Source organism: Phaeobacter sp. JH204B (assembly GCF_048055755.1).
Lineage (GTDB): Bacteria > Pseudomonadota > Alphaproteobacteria > Rhodobacterales > Rhodobacteraceae > Phaeobacter > Phaeobacter bryozoorum.
The window spans coordinates 1-18,629 of sequence record NZ_JAYMXF010000002.1 but is presented as its reverse complement, the minus strand read 5'-3'; the positions used below and the strand labels follow the sequence as shown (position 1 = coordinate 18,629).

17 protein-coding genes are annotated in these 18,629 nt (G+C 63.5%); 13 read left to right on the top strand and 4 right to left on the bottom strand.

Annotation, left to right across the window (positions count from 1 at the left end; genetic code table 11):
- Positions 1 to 8: 8 nt before the first annotated feature.
- The 7 genes from VXL81_RS00090 (at position 9) to VXL81_RS00060 (ending at position 8,969) form a co-directional block, all read left to right on the top strand.
- The gene (locus tag VXL81_RS00090; protein WP_416534798.1) at positions 9 to 269 is read left to right on the top strand and encodes a sarcosine oxidase subunit delta; all 261 of its coding nucleotides are present in this window, start codon (positions 9 to 11) and stop codon (positions 267 to 269) included.
- Complete coding sequence (locus VXL81_RS00085; protein WP_416552394.1) at positions 269 to 3,190, top strand: sarcosine oxidase subunit alpha family protein; 2,922 nt, start codon at positions 269 to 271, stop codon at positions 3,188 to 3,190. The genes VXL81_RS00090 and VXL81_RS00085 overlap by 1 nt, the downstream gene beginning before the upstream one ends.
- Entirely contained in the window at positions 3,183 to 3,728 is a 546-nt protein-coding gene (locus tag VXL81_RS00080; protein ID WP_416539314.1) for a sarcosine oxidase subunit gamma, read from the top strand. Before VXL81_RS00085 ends, VXL81_RS00080 begins: the two co-directional genes overlap by 8 nt.
- A gap of 37 nt (positions 3,729 to 3,765) precedes the next feature.
- Positions 3,766 to 4,104 (top strand): hypothetical protein, encoded by a 339-nt coding sequence (locus VXL81_RS00075; protein ID WP_416552392.1) that lies wholly within the window; start codon positions 3,766 to 3,768, stop codon positions 4,102 to 4,104.
- Between the two features lies 1 nt (position 4,105).
- A complete protein-coding gene (dnaG, locus tag VXL81_RS00070; RefSeq protein WP_416552390.1) occupies positions 4,106 to 6,322 on the top strand; it encodes a DNA primase in 2,217 nt (738 codons plus the stop codon).
- A 131-nt stretch (positions 6,323 to 6,453) separates the two neighbouring features.
- Positions 6,454 to 8,442, top strand: coding sequence for an RNA polymerase sigma factor RpoD (gene rpoD, locus VXL81_RS00065; RefSeq protein ID WP_416544091.1), 1,989 nt, complete (start codon positions 6,454 to 6,456; stop codon positions 8,440 to 8,442).
- A 227-nt stretch (positions 8,443 to 8,669) separates the two neighbouring features.
- Positions 8,670 to 8,969: a hypothetical protein gene (locus tag VXL81_RS00060; RefSeq protein ID WP_416534803.1), complete on the top strand. Its 300-nt coding sequence runs from the start codon at positions 8,670 to 8,672 to the stop codon at positions 8,967 to 8,969.
- Positions 8,970 to 9,084: 115 nt separating this feature from the next.
- Here VXL81_RS00060 and VXL81_RS00055 read toward each other — a convergent pair whose 3' ends face one another.
- Complete coding sequence (locus VXL81_RS00055) at positions 9,085 to 9,759, bottom strand: SDR family oxidoreductase (protein WP_416534804.1); 675 nt, start codon at positions 9,757 to 9,759, stop codon at positions 9,085 to 9,087.
- A gap of 245 nt (positions 9,760 to 10,004) precedes the next feature.
- Here VXL81_RS00055 and VXL81_RS00050 point away from each other — a divergent pair, with 245 nt between their 5' ends.
- The 5 genes from VXL81_RS00050 to ribD all read left to right on the top strand — a co-directional run bounded on the left by VXL81_RS00050 (position 10,005) and on the right by ribD (position 13,095).
- Positions 10,005 to 10,415: a hypothetical protein gene (locus VXL81_RS00050; protein WP_416544093.1), complete on the top strand. Its 411-nt coding sequence runs from the start codon at positions 10,005 to 10,007 to the stop codon at positions 10,413 to 10,415.
- A gap of 34 nt (positions 10,416 to 10,449) precedes the next feature.
- On the top strand, positions 10,450 to 10,941 hold the full coding sequence (locus tag VXL81_RS00045; RefSeq protein WP_416552388.1) for a hypothetical protein: 492 nt from the start codon (positions 10,450 to 10,452) through the stop codon (positions 10,939 to 10,941).
- Positions 10,942 to 10,975: 34 nt separating this feature from the next.
- Entirely contained in the window at positions 10,976 to 11,392 is a 417-nt protein-coding gene (locus VXL81_RS00040; RefSeq protein WP_340544978.1) for a secondary thiamine-phosphate synthase enzyme YjbQ, read from the top strand.
- 120 nt (positions 11,393 to 11,512) lie between these two features.
- The gene (gene nrdR / locus VXL81_RS00035; protein ID WP_340544979.1) at positions 11,513 to 11,980 is read left to right on the top strand and encodes a transcriptional regulator NrdR; all 468 of its coding nucleotides are present in this window, start codon (positions 11,513 to 11,515) and stop codon (positions 11,978 to 11,980) included.
- A 38-nt stretch (positions 11,981 to 12,018) separates the two neighbouring features.
- On the top strand, positions 12,019 to 13,095 hold the full coding sequence (ribD, locus tag VXL81_RS00030) for a bifunctional diaminohydroxyphosphoribosylaminopyrimidine deaminase/5-amino-6-(5-phosphoribosylamino)uracil reductase RibD (protein WP_416534818.1): 1,077 nt from the start codon (positions 12,019 to 12,021) through the stop codon (positions 13,093 to 13,095).
- A 19-nt stretch (positions 13,096 to 13,114) separates the two neighbouring features.
- Here the strand turns inward: ribD and VXL81_RS00025 are convergent, their stop codons facing one another.
- From VXL81_RS00025 to VXL81_RS00015, 3 genes are all read right to left on the bottom strand, one after another.
- Positions 13,115 to 15,145, bottom strand: a complete 2,031-nt coding sequence (locus VXL81_RS00025) for a capsular polysaccharide biosynthesis protein (RefSeq protein ID WP_416552386.1) — start codon at positions 15,143 to 15,145, stop codon at positions 13,115 to 13,117.
- 4 nt (positions 15,146 to 15,149) lie between these two features.
- Positions 15,150 to 16,286 carry a polysaccharide biosynthesis/export family protein gene (locus VXL81_RS00020; RefSeq protein ID WP_340544981.1) on the bottom strand — a complete coding sequence of 379 codons (1,137 nt, stop codon included), beginning with the start codon at positions 16,284 to 16,286 and terminating at the stop codon, positions 15,150 to 15,152.
- A gap of 96 nt (positions 16,287 to 16,382) precedes the next feature.
- Positions 16,383 to 17,675 (bottom strand): capsule biosynthesis protein, encoded by a 1,293-nt coding sequence (locus VXL81_RS00015; protein WP_416552384.1) that lies wholly within the window; start codon positions 17,673 to 17,675, stop codon positions 16,383 to 16,385.
- A 254-nt stretch (positions 17,676 to 17,929) separates the two neighbouring features.
- Between VXL81_RS00015 and VXL81_RS00010 the strand changes: the two genes are divergently transcribed.
- Positions 17,930 to 18,523, top strand: a complete 594-nt coding sequence (locus tag VXL81_RS00010; protein WP_416552382.1) for a riboflavin synthase — start codon at positions 17,930 to 17,932, stop codon at positions 18,521 to 18,523.
- Positions 18,524 to 18,629 lie beyond the last annotated feature (106 nt).

The window sequence follows — 18,629 nt, the reverse complement described above, 5'->3', positions numbered from 1 at the left end:
CGCCCGTCATGAGGATTACCTGTCCGCTCTGCGGTGAGCGTGATCGTCGCGAGTTCTATTATCGCGGGGCGGTGCTGGAGGCGCCGGAGGAGGGCGCGCCCCTCGAGGTCTGGCATGCTCATGTCCATCTGCGGCTCAACCCGGCAGGCCCGCTGGAGGAATGGTGGTACCATCAGCACGGCTGTGGCAGCTGGATCAGGGTGCGGCGCGACACCTCAAATCACGAGATGCTCGCCGCCGCGCCTGCGGCAACCGGGGAGGCGGGCTGATGCGGGTTGCAGGTTGGGGCGGCATGGCAGAGCCGCGCGAGGTCGATTTCAGTTTCAATGGGCGTGTGTTGCGGGGGCATGAAGGTGAGCCGCTGGCGGCGGCGCTGTTGGCCAATGACATTCACCTTGTCGGGCGCTCGTTCAAATATCATCGGCCACGCGGCATCCTGACCGCGGGCAGCGAGGAGCCCAATGCGCTGGTTACCCTGGGCGAGGGGGCGGCGCAGGAACCCAATCTGCGCGCCACCACCCTGCCGGTCTACCAGGGGTTGGCGGCGCGGAGCCAGAACTGCTGGCCCTCGGTGGGCTTTGATGTGATGGCCGTCAATGATCTGGCGGCCCCGTTTCTGGGCGCGGGGTTCTACTACAAGACCTTCATGTGGCCTGCGATCTTCTGGGAGAAGATCTACGAGCCGGTCATTCGTCGTGCAGCAGGGCTGGGGGCGTTGTCCGGGGCGCCGGATGACGGGACCTACGAAAAGGCATTTGGGTTCTGTGATCTTCTGGTCATCGGCGCGGGACCTGCGGGTCTGATGGCGGCGCTGACGGCGGCGCGGGGTGGTGCGGATGTGATCCTTTGTGACGAAGATAGCGCGCCCGGTGGTCGCCTGCTGAGCGAGCGCGAGACCATCGCAGGGCAGCCTGCACGGGACTGGGTGGCGGCTGTGGTTGCGGAGCTGGACAGTCTGGACAATGTGCGGCGCATGGCCTCGACCACGGTGACCGGGGTCTATGATCAGGGCACCTATGGTGCGCTTGAAACCACAGCTGCCGGGTCCGGCAAGGCTGCGCGCAGCTGTTTCTGGCGGCTGGTGGCAAAACGCGCGATCCTGGCATCCGGCGCGCTGGAGCGGCCGGTGGCCTTTGCCAATAACGACCGACCCGGCATCATGATGGCAGGTGCGGTGCGAAGCTACCTCAATCGGTGGGGGGTGGCGCCCGGAGAGCGGGTGACGGTGTTTGCCAACAATGACGATGCTCATCGGACGGCACGGGATCTGGCGGCGGCGGGTGTTCATGTCGCGGCGGTCATCGACAGCCGCCATGACGCACCACAGAGCGATGAGTTCCGGGTGATCCGGGGCGCTCAGGTCTGCAATGCCTCAGGCCGTCAGCGATTGGAAAGCCTGACGCTGCGCTCTGTTGCGGGGGAGGAAAAGCTGCAGACCGACTGTCTGGCCATGTCCGGTGGCTGGAATCCGACGCTGCATCTGACCTGTCACCTGAACGGGCGGCCGCGCTGGCGGCGCGATCTGGCCTGTTTTGTGCCGCAGGAGCGCGCGGTGCCGGGGCTGGCGGTTGCCGGGGCCTGTGGCGGAGCTTTCTCCACTGCGGCGGCCTTGCGGGATGGGGCGGAGGCGGGCGCACGCGCGCTAGAGGCGCTGGGCAGGCGCGCTGTGCCCGTGGAGCTGCCGGAGGCCGAGGATGCGCCCTGCCGGGTGACGCCGCTGTGGTCGGTGCCGGGGCGCGGGCGGGCCTGGGTGGATTTCCAGAACGATGTGACGGTCAAGGACATCTGTCAGGCGGGGCGCGAGAATTTCCGCTCGGTCGAGCATATGAAGCGGTACACCACGCAAGGCATGGCCACCGATCAGGGCAAGAGCTCCAATGTGGTGGCTCTGGCGGTGCTGGCCGAGGCCACGGGCCGCAGCATTCCCGAGACCGGCACCACCACTTTTCGCCCGCCTTATGTGCCGGTGCCGATCGGGGTGATGGGGGCAGGCGCGCAGGATCACGGCTTTGCGCCGCGTCGGCTGCTGACATCCCATGCGCTGGCCGAGGATATGGGCGCGCATATGATGGAGGTGGGGCTGTGGTATCGCGCCAGCTATTTTCCAAAACAGGGTGAAACCAGCTGGCGGCAATCCTGCGATCGCGAGGTCGGGTATGTGCGCAATGCGGTTGGGGTGGCGGATGTCTCCACCCTTGGCAAGATCGACATTCAGGGGCCGGATGCCGCGCGGTTACTGGACTATGTCTATGCCAATGGGTTTGCCACGCTGCAACCCGGTCGGGTGCGCTATGGGCTGATGCTGCGCGAAGACGGGTTTGTCATGGATGACGGCACCACCGCCTGTCTGGCGCCAGACCACTATGTGATGACCACCACGACCGCAGCGGCCGGGCAGGTGATGGCGCATCTGGAATTCGTGAGCCAGGCGCTGCACCCGGAGTGGGACGTGCGGATCCATTCTGTGACCGAGCAGTGGGCGCAGTTTTCCATCGCAGGCCCGAAGGCGCGGAGGGTGTTGCAGGATCTCCTCGGCGCGGCATTTGTTAGCGAGGATTGGCCGTTCATGGCCTGTGGCGCAGTTGCGCTGGGAGAGGTCACGGCGCGGCTGTTCCGCATCTCTTTCTCGGGCGAGGGGGCCTATGAGCTGGCGGTTCCTGCGCGCTATGGCGAGAGCCTGTTTGGCGAATTGCTGCGCCGGGCGGAAGCGCTTGGCGGTGGGGCCTATGGGCTGGAGGCATTGAATGTGCTGCGCATTGAAAAAGGGTTTCTGACCCATGCCGAGATCAACGGCACCGCGACGCTGCATGATCTGGGGTTCGGTGGGATGCTCCGCTCCGGCAAACCCTGTGTCGGTCGCGCGATGGCCCTGCGCGAGGGGCTCGTCGACAAGGCGCGGATGCGGCTGGTCGGGATCAGACCCACCGGCGCGGTGCAGCAGCTGACCGCCGGGGCGCATCTGTTTGACCCGGAGGATCCGGTCGACCGGCCACATGATCAGGGTTATGTCACCTCGGTCTGCTATTCGCCGACCTTGGGGCATACGATTGGTCTGGCGCTGATAAAGGCCGGTCCAGACCGGATTGGCGATCCGATCCGCATGGTGGATCACACGGCAGGGCTGGACGTGCTCTGCGAGATTGTCGAGCCGGTGTTCTTTGATCCAGAGGGGGAGCGTGCGCGTGGTTAAGCTGATTGCAAAATCGCCCTGTGCGGGGCTGCTGCCTGTGCAGGTGGGGGATCTGTCGCTGAGGGAGGCGACGCTGGAGGAAATGACCACCCTCGCGCCCTACGCCGGTCAAGAAGCCGCGCTCTCCGAAGTGCTGTCGGCCGCGCATGGGCTGCGCTGGCCGAAGCCGAACCGAAGCAACAGCAAGGCTGGGGCGCGGATTATCTGGTTTGGCCGTGAGCTGGCGCTGCTGTCCGGCGTGCGGCCGGATCCTGCGCTGGCAGATCATGCCGCGCTGACCGATCAGAGCGATGGCTGGGCCGTGGTGCTTCTGGAAGGCGCGCAGGGCGACGCGGTGTTGGCACGGCTCTGCCCGGTGGATTTGCGGCCCGCCGTGTTCAAACGCGGCCATACCGTCCGATGCGAGCTGAAGCACATGGCGGCCTCGGTCACCCGGCTCGGGCCAAAGAGCCTGCAGATCATGGTGTTCCGCTCCATGGCGGAGACACTTGTGGATGATCTGAAAACAGCGATGGAAGCTGTTGCGGCACGGGGGTAATCTCGGGGATCACCAACTGATTCCGGGAGCCAAGTGTATGATCCGTCTTGCCCTTGTCGCAGCTTTGCTGGCCGCGCCAGCCTATGCCGCTGAAAAAAAAGAAGAAAGCTGCAAGTATCAAGGGCAGGTCATGGCGGCCGTGCAGCAGGCGCGGCTGGACCGTGTGAAACAGGCTGATGTTGCCCAGACGATTCTGGACAGTGATCCCGCCTGGCCCGAGCAGTACAGCAAAGCCATTCCGCAGCTGACCGCGCATATCTACAGTCTGCGCAAGCGCGATCTGCGCGACAATGACTTCGGCGCGCTGCTGCAGCAGCAATGTCTGGCGAATTGGGATCAGATCCAGAAGATGCAGAAGCAGTTGCAGAGCAACTGAGATGTCGCTTCCCCCCGGGTTCCTTGATGAATTGCGCACTCGCGTCAGCCTCTCTCAGGTTGTCGGGCGCAAGGTCATGTGGGATCAGCGAAAATCGAATCAGGGCAAGGGCGACATGTGGGCGCCATGCCCCTTCCACCATGAAAAATCCGCCAGTTTCCACGTCGATGACCGCAAGGGTTTCTATTACTGCTTTGGCTGTCATGCCAAAGGGGATGCGCTGAAATTCGTGCAGGAGACGGAGAACGTCGGCTTCATGGAGGCGGTGCAGATCCTGGCGCAGGAGGCGGGGATGGAAATGCCCGCCCGCGACCCCAAGGCCCAGCAGAAGCAGGACCACCGGGCCCAGTTGGCCGAGGTGATGGAACAGGCGGTGCGGTTTTTCCGCCTTCAGCTCAACACGCGGTCGGGTGAGGCTGCGCGCAGCTATCTTGCGCGGCGCGGGCTGACGGGTCAGGCCCTGGAACGCTGGGAGATCGGTTTTGCCCCTGACGGCTGGCAGAACCTATGGGACGCGCTGCGCGGCAAGGGTGTGCCGGAAGAGCTGATCATGGGTGCGGGGCTGGCCAAACCCTCGAACAAAGGCGGCAAGCCCTATGACACCTTTCGCAACCGGATCATGTTTCCAATCCGCGATGCGCGCGGGCGGGCGATCGCCTTTGGCGGCCGAGCCATGGATCCGCGCGACAATGCGAAATATCTGAACTCGCCGGAGACCGCGCTGTTTGACAAGGGGCGCAGCCTTTACAATCACGGGCCTGCGCGCACCGCGTCGGGGAAATCCGGCCAGCTGCTGGTCGCCGAAGGCTACATGGATGTGATCGCCCTTGCAGAGGGCGGATTTGAGGCGGCGGTGGCGCCTCTGGGCACTGCGATCACCGAAAACCAGCTCCAGATGCTGTGGCGCATTGCGGATGAGCCGATCATCGCGCTGGACGGCGATACCGCTGGTCTGCGCGCGGCGATGCGGCTGATTGATCTGGCATTGCCCTTGCTTGAGGCGGGGAAATCCCTGCGGTTTGCGCTGATGCCCGAGGGCAAGGACCCCGATGACCTGATCCGAGCCGAAGGGCCGGAGGCGGTGCAGAGGGTGCTTGATCAGGCGATGCCGATGGTGCGGCTGCTGTGGCAGCGCGAAACGGAAGGCAAGGTTTTCGACAGCCCCGAGCGCAAGGCCGCGCTGGACAAGGCGCTGCGCGACAAGATCCGGCTGATCCGCGATCCCTCGATCCGCCGCCACTATGGCGAGGATCTGCAGGATCTGCGCTGGCAGCTGTTTCGCGGCGGGCGCCCGCGCGAAGCGACAGCGGCACCGGGGCTGGACGCCGGGTTCGACGCGCTGCCGGATCCGGGGTTTGATACCGGTTTTGATCCGGGGCCAAGCTTTGATCCGGGCTTTGGAGTTGCGGGCGATCCCGACTTTGGCGGCGATTATGATGGCGGCTACGATCCGGGCTACGACAGTGGAGTTGATCCCGGTTATGAGGCGCCGCCGCCGTCCGTCACCCCGGCTCAGGCGGGCAATCAGGGCAATTACAGCGCTGGAAAATTCCGCAAGGCTGGTGGTTTCCGCGATGGTGCCCGGATGCCCTGGCGCGGCAAGAACGCCCCACCACAGCCGCTGGAGACGACCCGTAATTCGCTGCTTGCTGGCGGCAGCGAGGAAGCGCTGGTGCGCGTCCGTGAGGCAGTGATTCTGGCGACGGTGATCACCACACCGGCGGTGATTGCAAAATATGAGGTCAATCTGGAACGTATGGCCTGTGTCGGCTCGGATCACGCGCTGCTGCGCGATCTGGTGCTGCGTCATGGTGTCGATGCGCCTGAACGGCTGAAAGAGGAAATTGCACAGGCTGCCGGCAGCCATGCCCTTGAAAACCTCTTTGCGCTTCGCCATGTGGCAATCAGCCCCTGTCTGCGTCGTCCCGGCGATGTGGAAATCGCCAGCCTGACCCTGGCGGAGGAATTTGCCAAGCTGGAGGCAAGCCGGGGCCTGGATGCAGAGCTGGCCGAGGCGGAAGAGGATCTGGACGGGCTGGCTGATGAGGCTGTGACATGGCGGCTGGGACAGGCTGCCGAAGCGCGCAACAAAGCCGTGCGCAGTGAGAACGAAGACCGAGCGCAATATGATGTGGGGGAGAACGGAGCGCGTCTGAACCGTGAGGAACGCGACGCTTTCGGAGCCCTTTTGGAACGAATTGGCTACTCCAAGAAGTGACCGCTGCGCCGCAGTCAGGTCGTTTTGCTAAGGAAGAGCGAAAGAAAAACGGGTAAACCGGGTGACGAATCAGCGGATCGCGATAATGATTCGCGAAACCGAATCGCCCCAGCCCCGACGAGGAGCATTGAATGGCCGCCAAAGATACCGACGACCGCAAACCTGACGATCAGGAGCCCGAAATCTCTCTCGACATGAGCCAGGCTCAGGTCAAGAAGATGATCGCCGAAGCGCGCGAGAAGGGTTACATCACCTATGATCAGCTCAATCAGGTCCTGCCGCCGGATCAGGTAAGCTCGGAGCAGATCGAGGACGTGATGTCGATGCTCTCCGAAATGGGCATCAACATCATCGAAGATGAGGAAGCCGAAGAGGAAGAGCAGAAGGGCTCGACCGATCTGGTGACCACCGACAGCAACCGCGAAGTGGCGGTGGCTGGCGCGGCAGCTGAGAAGCTGGACCGCACGGACGATCCCGTCCGCATGTATCTGCGCGAAATGGGATCGGTCGAACTGCTGAGCCGCGAAGGCGAGATCGCCATCGCCAAGCGGATCGAAGCTGGCCGCAACACGATGATCGCCGGTCTCTGCGAGAGCCCGCTGACCTTTCAGGCGATCACCATCTGGCATGACGAACTTCTGTCCGAAGACATTCTGCTGCGCGATGTGATCGACCTCGAGGCGACGTTCGGCAACCAGCTGGACGAAGACGGTGAAGTTGGCGAGCCGGTGGTGGATACCTCTGTCGTTGCCGCGAGCAAACCTGTGGCGAAAGACACCGGTCCAGAGCTCGACGCTGACGGCAACCCGATTGCATCGGACGACGACGAGGACGAGGACGATCAGGCCAACATGTCCCTTGCCGCGATGGAAGCGGCGCTGAAGGACAAGGTGCTGACCACGCTGGAACAGATCTCCTCCGACTATGCACAGCTGAGCGAAATGCAGGACAGCCGGATTTCGGCCACGCTGAACGAAGATGGCTCTTTCAGCGCGCAGGATGAGCAGATCTATCAGTCTCTGCGGTCTGAAATTGTTCTGCTGGTCAACGAGTTGCACCTGCACAACAACCGGATCGAAGCGCTGATCGACCAGCTTTATGGCATCAACCGCCGTGTCATGCAGATCGACAGCTCGATGGTGAAACTGGCGGATCAGGCCCGTATCAACCGTCGCGAGTTCGTGGATGCCTACCGTGGCCGCGAGCTGGATCCGAACTGGCTGGCCGATATGGCGGACAAGCCGGGACGGGGCTGGCAGATGTTTGTCGAACGTTCCACCGACAAGGTCGAAGAGCTGCGCGCCGATATGGCGCAGGTCGGTCAGTATGTCGGTCTCGACATCTCTGAATTCCGCCGCATCGTGCAGCAGGTCCAGAAGGGTGAGAAAGAAGCCCGTCAGGCGAAGAAGGAAATGGTTGAGGCCAACCTGCGTCTGGTGATCTCGATCGCCAAGAAATACACCAACCGCGGCCTTCAGTTCCTTGACCTCATTCAGGAAGGCAACATCGGCCTGATGAAGGCGGTGGATAAATTCGAATACCGCCGCGGTTACAAGTTCTCGACCTATGCGACCTGGTGGATCCGGCAGGCGATCACCCGCTCCATCGCGGATCAGGCCCGGACCATTCGTATTCCGGTCCATATGATCGAGACGATTAACAAGCTGGTTCGCACCGGCCGCCAGATGCTGCATGAAATCGGCCGCGAGCCGACGCCGGAAGAACTGGCCGAAAAGCTCCAGATGCCGCTGGAGAAGGTCCGCAAGGTGATGAAAATCGCCAAGGAGCCGATCTCTCTCGAAACCCCGATCGGGGACGAGGAAGACAGCCAGCTGGGCGATTTCATCGAGGACAAGAATGCCGTGCTGCCGCTCGACAGCGCCATTCAGGAAAACCTCAAGGAAACCACCACCCGCGTGCTGGCTTCGCTCACCCCGCGTGAGGAGCGGGTTCTGCGGATGCGTTTTGGCATCGGCATGAACACCGACCACACGCTGGAAGAGGTGGGCCAGCAGTTCAGCGTGACCCGCGAGCGGATCCGCCAGATCGAGGCGAAGGCGCTGCGCAAGCTCAAGCACCCGAGCCGGTCTCGCAAACTGCGCAGCTTCCTCGACCAGTAATGCGGCAGTTGATATCCGAACAGAACAGGCGCCCCGGTGGGGCGCCTTTTTGCTGTGTGCCTTGCAGCAGGGGGCGGTTCGGCATGGATTTTGCGGGTCCAGCCCGTCGCAGCCCGGCCCGCCTGTCTGGGTGGCGTTGTTAACCATTCCTAACAGTCAGCGATTGTTTTTGAGCCGCGAATACCTAAGTTACCAATATGTTAACTTTGCGAGATCGGAGGGGTCCAATGGCGCATCATTCGAATTTGAACGAGGCACTTAATGTGCTGGACGACAAGCTCCGCTCGCTCAGCGCGCTGACCAAGGCGAATGCCTTTCTTGTCGAAATCATGCGCAAAGATCGCGCCCTGCTTGAACAGATGGAAGCCCCTGCTGCCCGGGCGATGTTGATGGACCGCGCCTGCCAGTGCTTTGGTGCGGGCGCAGGAGATGCCGCAGATCCAGATGTTCTGGAGGTGCTGGCGACCGCCCTAACCGAAGGGCAAACAGCTGAAATCATTCCGTTTCCCACCGACCGACGTCATTGAGCGGGCCATAGGCACCGCCGCGTCACCGCGCCTGAGGTGACACATCCGGAAGGGGTGACCCTTCCGGATGTTTTTATGGGCGTTACTCCCCCGCAGTGCTGCGGCGCGTGCGGCCTCAGCCGGTCGGCATCAGGAAGACCTCCCGCACGGCATTGCGCGGGTCGGCCTCCAGCGCAAAGACAACGGCATCGGCCACGTCTTCGGGCTGGAGCTTGTCGGGCTTGGCTTCGTCGAAGAACGCGGTGTCCACCATCCCCGGCGCAACCACGGTACAGCGCCCGCCCCAGTCCTTCATCTCTTCGGCCAGATTGCCGCCATAGCCATGGACGAACCATTTTGAGGCGCCATAGATGGAGCCGGGGATATGCACCCGCCCTGCCGCCGAACCGGTCAGCACGATATGCCCTTTCTGCGGTTTCAGATGCGGGATAGCGGCTTTTGCCGTGTAGAGCAGGGCCATGATGTTGATATGAACCATGTCATGCCATTCCGAGGGGTCGCCGTTTTCCGTCCCGGGAGTGTTGAGACCGGTCCCGGCATTGGCAAAGGCTGCGTCGATCTGGCCGAAACTGTCGCGCAGATGCTGTAGGGCGGCGACCTGATCCTCGAATTTGGTGGCATCTCCCGGCAAGGCCAGGGCGCCGTCGCCCAGTTCCTCGGCGAGGCTGTTGAGCTTGTCTTCGGACCGGGCGAACAGGCCGACGTTCCAGCCTGCCTTGTGGGCCGCACGCGCGGTTGCTGCGCCGATGCCGCTGGATGCGCCGGTGATGAACAGGGTTTTCTGAGCCATGGGAGGATCCTCTGTCTTGTGGTTGTTTGACCGCTCAACGCGGCGAGTGCCCGATTGGTTGCGCAGGTGATGGGCCCGTTTCGGCAGCGTTGAATGTGAACAGTTGTGACTGGCCGTGGTCGGCGGTATCTGGAATCCTGCCGGTGGCCCTCTATCTCTAACCTGGGGCTTCGCGCAGATCGCAGGTCAGCTTGCGCGCGCATCCTCAGAGCCGCGGGCTGGATTACTCATCAAGGATAGGCATCATGCGACTATTTTCTGTGACTATTGCGGCGGCGCTTGCGCTGTCAGCCTGCGCCGAAGCAACCCCGACAGGTCATGTGACCGTCGATCAGGCGCGTGTCTTTGCTCTTCCTGACGGCAGTTTCGAAGTGGTCCCGCCGCAGGGCGCAGTGCGCTCGGCATTCTGGTGTGGCGCGGCGGACTACGCGCGCCGCGCGCTTGGTGCCGACTGGGGGCAGAGCATCTATGTCGCGCGGGGTGTCGGCGAGGGCGTCGCCGTGAACCGTAAATCCACCGTGCATTTCAGCCTGAGCCCGGTTGCAAGTGATCGTCCCGACAGTTGGCTGAAACGGACAAATGCCTATCGCGTTGGTGACCGGCTCAGCGTTCAGGAGGCCGATCACCAGTGCACCACCGCCTTTGTTCGCTTCTGACCGTCGCCCTCATTCGCAATAGGCGAGGTTCATCATGACCGGCTTTCCCAGTTTCAAATTCCGCAGAGCGCGTCAGATCTCCAGGGGCCGTCGGGCTGGACCACGCCGGACGGCACTCGCCGTTTTGGGTGTTGGGCTTGGCCTTCTGGCGCTGGCGGTGCCGGCATCCGCCTTTCGTGCGATCAACCGGCTGGAGGTCGTGCCCGCGGGGGCGAGTCAGTTTGAGGTGATCGGACGGGCCGGGGCGCTGAAATCCGACTACTGGTGTGCCGCCGGAGATTATGTGCGCAAATCGCTCGGACTGCCCTGGCAGACAAAGATCTACGCCGTCGACGGCATCGGGGCCAGCAGCACCACCGGTGCACGCTCCGCCGTGCGGTTCACCTTGGATCCGGCCGCCGCCGGGGTGACGCCATTCACCGGCAACTGGACCGGTGATATCCTGACGCCCGGCTATGCGTTTCGTGCCAATGCGGCCTATGGCAAATGCGAAGACTGGATTTTCCCCTTTCGCAGCCGTAACTGATAGCCGGGCAGAAGTTTGGGCATCGAGGTGATCCATGCAGGCAGAGTTCACCGTCTCCACCCGCGGGCAGGGGCTGTATGAAATCACCGATCAGATCGTGGACTGGGTATCGCGCGCGCCCTGCGACGCCGGGCTGCTGACGCTTTTTGTGCGGCACACCTCCTGTTCGCTGCTGATCCAGGAAAACGCCGATCCGGAGGTGCAGGGCGATCTCCTCGCTTATCTGTCGCGTCTGGTGCCGCCCGCGTCCGATCCGTCGATGGCCTATCTGCGCCACACCTATGAGGGGCCAGACGATATGCCTGCCCATATCAAGGCGGCGATCCTGCCTGTCAGCCTGTCGATCCCGGTGACCGCCGGGCGGCCTGCCTTGGGCACCTGGCAGGGCATCTACCTGTTCGAGCATCGCGACGCAGCGCACAGCCGCAGGGTGATCGCGCATTTGGTTTAAGCCCCGGCATCTTGTGGTCTTAATTCACCTCTACCCAAACCCTAGAGGCTGCCATATAGTTGTGGATAAGGGCGCAGCGGCGTCCGGTTGACCGGCGGACTGGAACAGGGGGGACAGCTGATGCGCTGCCCGTTTTGCGGAAATATCGACACCCAAGTAAAGGACTCGCGCCCTGCTGAGGATCACGTTTCGATCCGGCGGCGCCGGTTCTGCCCGGCCTGTGGTGGCCGCTTCACCACCTATGAGCGGGTGCAGTTGCGTGACCTCGTGGTGATCAAGACCAATGGCAAACGTGAAGATTTCGACCGCGACAAGCTGGAGCGCTCGATCCGCATTTCCATGCAGAAACGCCCGATTGAACCGGAACGCATAGATCAGATGATCTCGGGCATCGTGCGGCGCTTGGAGAGCATGGGTGAGACCGATATCCCGTCCAAGAAGATCGGTGAAATCGTGATGGAGGCGCTGGCCCGTATAGATACCGTGGCCTACGTCCGCTTTGCCAGTGTTTACAAGAACTTTCAGGCGGCGGATGATTTTGAGGATTTCGTTCACGAGCTGCGCCCGCCGGAGGCGCCGGAAGAGTGAACGCCTCCGGACGGATGCGGGCTGGGGATACGCGCTATATGTTGCTGGCCCTGTCGCTGGGACGACGGGGGCAGGGGCAATGCTGGCCGAACCCGGCTGTCGGCTGTGTGATCGTGCGCAAAGGCCGCATTGTCGGCCGGGGCTGGACCCAGCCGGGGGGCCGCCCTCATGCGGAGACCGAGGCATTGCGCCAGGCCGGTGCACTGGCGCGCGGCGCTACCGCCTATGTCTCGCTGGAACCCTGTTCTCATACCGGTAAGACACCTCCCTGTGCTCAGGCCCTGATCGACGCTGGCGTGGCGCGGGTGGTGGCAGCCATGGAAGATAGTGATCCACGGGTTTCAGGCCACGGGTTTGCGATGCTGCGCGATGCCGGTATCGAGGTCACCACCGGGGTGTGCTCGGACGCGGCGGCGCGGGATCATGCCGGTTTTTTTCTGAAGACGGAACAAGGGCGCCCCTTTGTGACGCTGAAGCTTGCGAGCAGCTTTGATGGCCGTATTGCCACCGCTGCGGGCGAGAGCAAATGGATCACCGGACCCGAGGCCCGCCGTGCCGTCCACGCGATGCGGGCACGCCATGATGCGGTGATGGTGGGTGGTGGGACTGCCCGTGCGGATGACCCGTCACTGACCGTGCGGGATCTTGGGGTGAGCCGTCAGCCCGTGCGGGTGGTGATTTCGCGACATCTCGACCTGCCGCTGATGGGGCAGCTGGCACGCAGTGCACGCAATATCCCGGTCTGGATCTGCCATGGGACCGGCGCCGATGCTGAGCGCCTGCGCGCCTGGGAAGGGTTGGGCGCGCGGTTGCTGCCCTGCGCCGCAGAGGGTCAGCAGCTGGATGCGGCTGATGTCTTGCAGCAGCTGGGGCAGGCGGGTCTGACACGCGTCTTCTGCGAAGGCGGCAGCGCGCTTGCGGCCTCGCTTCTGGCGCAGGATCTGGTGGATGAGCTGATTGGCTTCACTGCCGGGCTGGCCATCGGGGGTGATGGTCTGTCCTCAATTGGCAGCATGGGCCTAAAGGGTTTGGCCGATGCGCCGCGCTTTGATCTGATCGACATGCGTCCCGTTGGGGCAGATATCCAGCACCGTTGGGCCCGTTCACTGGGCTAGGTCGCCTAATGGCAGCAGCCTAGCGCCAGAGATGCGCATAGGTGGAGAATAGCCCCTGAAGCTTTGCCAGGGACCGGGTGGCGGTGCCCGGGGCAGGAATATCGCCCTTCGCCAGCCGCTCCACCACCAGTTCGACCTGACAGGGCAGGCCGCTGACCGGATCCACATAGCGCGGATAATCAATCAGCGCGGCATGGACCAACCCCATCAGGGAGGGGCGGGCCTGCCGTCGGGCAACGGGCACCGCGCCCAGATCCCGGGTCAGCCCCCAGCCCGCATAGAACGGTGCGCCAACCGTGGTCACCTTGACCCCACGCAGCAGCGCTTCAAAGCCCAGAAGCGAGGTCATCGTCCAGACCTCATGCACCATGTCAAGAAGCGCCATCGGGTCACTGTCGGGCACGACCACATCCGCCAGCCCCTCGGCGGCGATGCTACCGTCGCGCAGCCCGGCCTCCACATCCGGGTGCGGCTTGTAGATCAGCACGGCGTCCGGGTTGGCCGCACGGGCCGCCCGCAGCAGGTCGGCATTGGTTGCGATTTTCTCACATCCCAGACGGACCGAGGCATCATCTGCCACCTGTCCGACCACGAGAATGCGGTGCCCCTCGGGCAGGTTCGGGACCGTTCCGCCGAGGTTGTATTTCGACAGGCTGTCCTGCACCAGCCGCCGGGTCAGGTTCTCGGCGCGCTGTTGCTGCTGGGCGGTCAGGGTCGCGCGGGCGGCGATCAGGTCTTCCAGGTCGCTGGGCTGATGCGGATCGTAGTAGATACCCTGCCGGTCGACGACCAGCGACAGTGGCGGCACCAGCGCCGCCCCCAGCCCGCGGGACCGCAGAAACCCGTCCTCGACACGATGGGCGCCCGGAGATTGCCCGGTGCCGGTGCGCCCGGCCCAGATCATCCAGTTGCGCCCGCTGGCGCGCGCGACCTTGGGGCTGTCGCTAAACCGCAGACGTCGGTAGCGGCCAAAGAACTGTTGCAGCGGCCGTCGTTTCCACAGCCGCATTCCTGAGGCGATCCAGCCTGCGCGATCCTGCTGCCAAGCGCGGGCTTCGGCCTCCAGCGCGTCGATCACCTCCTCCAGCTCGCAGAGCCGGTCGTGATAGGGGCTGTACCAGGTCGGATAGAGGATCATCGCCGCCGCAAACAGCTGCGCGCGGGTCAGGCGGCGCTGGCGCCGGGTGATCGGGAATTCATCCTCGCTGAGGCCCCAGCCCGCGTAGAAGGGCTGACCAAAAACGCGGGGTTTGTGACCGCAGAGGATGGCCTCGAACCCCATCTGCGAAGACACGGTATAAACGGCGATGGCGCCCTCCAGCAGCGCCCAGGGCGAGACCGGCGCATCAAGGATCTCGACCCGTCTCTGCGCGTCTGCGGCGGTATAGTAACCGGGGCGATGGCCTGCGCGGTCCTCCGGATGGGATTTGATGATGATGCGGGCGCCGGGATGTTCGTCCTGCGCATAGTAAAGCATCTCCTGAAAGCGCGCGTGATCGGTTCCTTCATGAGGGGTGGATGCGCGCACGGAGGCGTCGCCGCGGGCCTGATCAATCACCAGAACATAACCCGGTTCCGGCACCGGCGCGTTTGGCGAATAGGCGTTGTATTTGCTCAGATGGGCGTCCTGGAGCCGGGCAATCGCGCGGCGGGCGCGGCGCATCAGCGCGCTGTCATCCAGCGGGTGCGTGGCCAGCAGCTGCTCCAGATCCGAGGGGGTGGCGGGATCGAAATGCAACCCTGACCGGTCGAGCAGCAAGCCCAGCGGCGGCTCTCCCTCACGGCCGGGATAGATCGAGCGCAGAAACGCGTCTTCGACCCGCAGCAGGCCACAGCCCTGTGCCGCCGCCACGGCCAGACCACGATGAGCGGTATCGGCATTGCCCCAGACCGCGACAAGATCCTCTGCCGTCGGCTTGCCCAGCCGCAGGTCATAGCCCGCCAGTGACAGGATGCGCCGCAGCCGCCGCTGGCGCAGGAAACCGGCGTTGAAATAGTAAAGCCGGGAGCGAATGCCCCCGGCCCTTGTCGTCGGGTCTGTTCCCGTCATGTCATCAGCCGCCGCTGGCCAAACTTTCGACGCTGGCGATTGGCGCCAGCGGGCTGGCCAGAAGCGAGATGGTCTTGGTCCACTGGGCGTAGGGTGCCTCGGTCACATAGAGCGTGTCGGCATCGCGGATCACGAAGTCGCGCGCCACGAACAACCCGTTGGGCTTGGTCAGGTTCAGCACGTAGACCAGCCGCTGCGCCCCGATCAGATCGTTGCGCCCGAGCACCTGATTGGCGATTTCCGCAGGCTCATTGCGCAAGACGAAGACGCCTGTCGGATCTGATGCGGTGGAGACCAGACCGCCGACCTGGGCGATGGCCTCAAGTGCGGACAGGTTCTGGCTTTCAAACGGGACACGCGCCTGCGCGCTGGTTGCGCCCAAAGCAGTAAAGGAGCGACTGTCCTCTTCCACCAGGATCTTGTCACCGCCGCGCAGGGCGATGTCCAGCTCGGGGTGTTTGAACAGATCCTGGAACCAGATGGTGCCGCGCTCCGCACCACGAATAACGGTGATCTGGGCGTTTTCCGGCTCAATCGCGACGCCGCCGGCGCGGGCCAGCATGGTGGCCAGCGTCCGTGTCGGACGTTCGATCGCGTAAACCCCCTGTCCTCCGACAGCCCCGGTCAGGCTGACAGTGGCGCCATCGCCTGCGAGGCGGCGGACCTGAACCTGCGGGTCGGGGGTCTGATCTTCGAGTTTCTTGGTGATGGTGCGGCGCAGCTGATCCGGCGTATTGCCTGAGGCGCGCAGCCGACCGGCATAGGGCACGAAGATAAAGCCGGCGCTGTCGACCTGCACCTCTTCCAGCACCGTGGCATTGGTGGCCTCTGCCGCCAAGAGCCCGTCATCGACGTTTTCCCAGACGGTGAGGCCCAGAACGTCACCGGGGCGGATCACGTCGGAGGTCAGCTGACCGGCGCTGCGGAAGCTTTCGGAAAAGCCAAGCGCCGGGACAACGGCGGTGGCGCGGGTCACGCGATCATTGACCGATACAATGAAGGCATCGCCTTCTTTTTGCACGGAACCGGCATAAATCTGACGCTTGTTCGGGCCGACCTGGGGCAGGCCACAGGATGCTGCCAGCGTGACTGCGGCCAGAATCGCAACCGGGCGCGCCCATTGCAAGGGAACGGTTTTCACTGCTCGGTCTCCTCGACCTATTATTGTTCTGCCTCAAGTTTTAAGGCCAAGCTAGCGCAGTGTTTTGAAAAAATCCAGCCTTGGAGGTCTGCCTCGTCAGTTCACCACACGCAACTGTTGCCGCGGTGCCGCTGTCCCCTGGATCAGCGCCTGATAGGGGTCCTCCGGCGCCAGCATCATATCCACCACCTGCCGCAGCAGCTGGCGGCGGCCCTTGCGGGAATAGAAGCCACCGGGGAGCTGCGAGGTTTCCAGAAGATAGCGGCGATAATCCTTATAGGCGCGATTGTCCGGTCGTGCGGGCGCGGCAAAGAACTCCGGCAGGGGTTGGGTGGAGACAAATTCGGGCTTGTCGTAGACCGCCCTGCCAAACACCTTCAGCGGGATGCCGCGCCAGAGTACCTGCTGGCCGGCCGTTGAATTCACCGTGACCGCCGTGCGGGCCTCGTTCAGGAGGGTGGCGAGCTTGCCGCCACGCACGTAGTGGACGCGCTGTTCCAGCCCGTAGTGTTTTGCCAGCTGGCGCACTGCGCGCCGGATCGGAACACGGCCATCTTCCAGCGGATGCGCCTTGACCACCAGATGGTGATGGCGCGGCGCGCCCTCGGCAAAGCCCTGGAACACCTCGGTCAGGAAATCCGTGAGGCTGGCAAAGGGGGAATGCTCCTGAAAGGCGCTGTCATGTTCCAGTTGCAGCAGGGCCAGATGATAGGGAAAGCCGCCGTTGCGGATGCGCCGGGTCGCCAATCGGCGTTCCAGGGCCTGAATTGGCATCAGCAGCAGGCGGCGCAGATAGAGCTGAAATTCGCGGGTGACCGGCAGCGCCCGATGCGGGCGGAACTGGCGGTACCCCTGATTGAGCAGCATAACACAGCCGTGGTAAAGCGCGCCGTAGATGACATGTTGTCGGGTATCGCCCCAATGTGAAGGGGGCAGCGGCGCCTCCATATCGGAGAGCGCAAGCGCTGCGGTCATTTGCTCCACGGGCATGTCCATCAGCCGCGAGTTGCCGTTGGAGCCGTCCCGCTCATAGGTGACCCAATAGGGGCGCAGATAGCCTTCCTCAAAGACATGTACGCGGATGCCGCGGCTCCGCGCGATGCTCACCGCCTTGGCGTGGATCGGGCGGGTATCGCCGTAGAGCACCAGATCGGTGATCTTCTTGTCGTCCAGCATCGTCTCCAGATGGGTGGGCCAATCCTGTGGGGCGCCGCGATAGGGCAGGTAGCTGGCCCGGTCGCGCCAGAACGCCTGATCGCCGGCGTTGAACCCCACCCGCCACACGTCTGAGCCCGCAGCCTGCAACATCTCTGCCAGGCTGGCAAAGAACGGGCCATGAGGCCCTTGCAGAAACAAAAAGCAGCGTTGTGGATGGTCGGTCTTGTGCATAATGGGCCGAATATATCCCGATTGTACAAACAATGGCTTAACCCCTAATCGGATTTAACCATCTTTCCGCGCAAGGGTAGGCTGGCGCGGCTGGGCGAGGCAAGCCCAGTGGCGGCCTGTTCTGCGCCACAGCGACCCGGGCGCGCCTATCCGGCAACAGCGGGGCTTGCCGCGCGGCGGTCCAATGGCTACCAGAGAGGCGCCGGCCGACCAAGACGGCCATAACCGCATATGCAACCTGCAGGAGCCCGCCCATGTTCACAGGCATCGTCACCGATATCGGCATCATCACCGAGCTGGAGCAGCAGGGCGACCTGCGGGCGCGGATCAAGACCGGCTATGACACTGCAACCATCGACATCGGGGCCTCGATCGCCTCTGACGGTGTCTGCCTGACGGTGATCGCACTGGGGGAGGATTGGTATGATGTGCAGATCTCTGCCGAGACCATGTCCAAGACCAATATCGGCGGCAACGGCTGGACCCTGGGCAAGCGCGTCAATCTGGAACGCGCGCTGAAGGTCGGTGATGAGCTGGGCGGCCATATCGTGTCGGGGCATGTCGATGGCGTGGCCGAGGTGGTGGATCTCCGCGACGAAGGGGACAGCACCCGCGTGACTCTGCGCGCGCCACAGGAGCTGGCGCGCTTTATCGCGCCAAAGGGATCGGTGGCGCTGAATGGCACCTCGCTGACTGTGAATGATGTCGACGGATGTGATTTCGGCATCAACTTCATCCCGCACACTAAGGAAGTGACGACCTGGGGGGATGTCGCGATTGGCGATGCGGTGAATCTTGAGATCGACACGCTGGCCCGTTACGTGGCCCGGCTGAACGAGCAGGGCTGAGCCTCTTTCACGCGCGCCCCCGTGCAATCTGGGGCTGTCTGCCTGGGGCGTCGCAAAAGGCTCCCGCCCCCGTTCCCCGGCATCGCGGATGCCGTCTCAGGCGTTT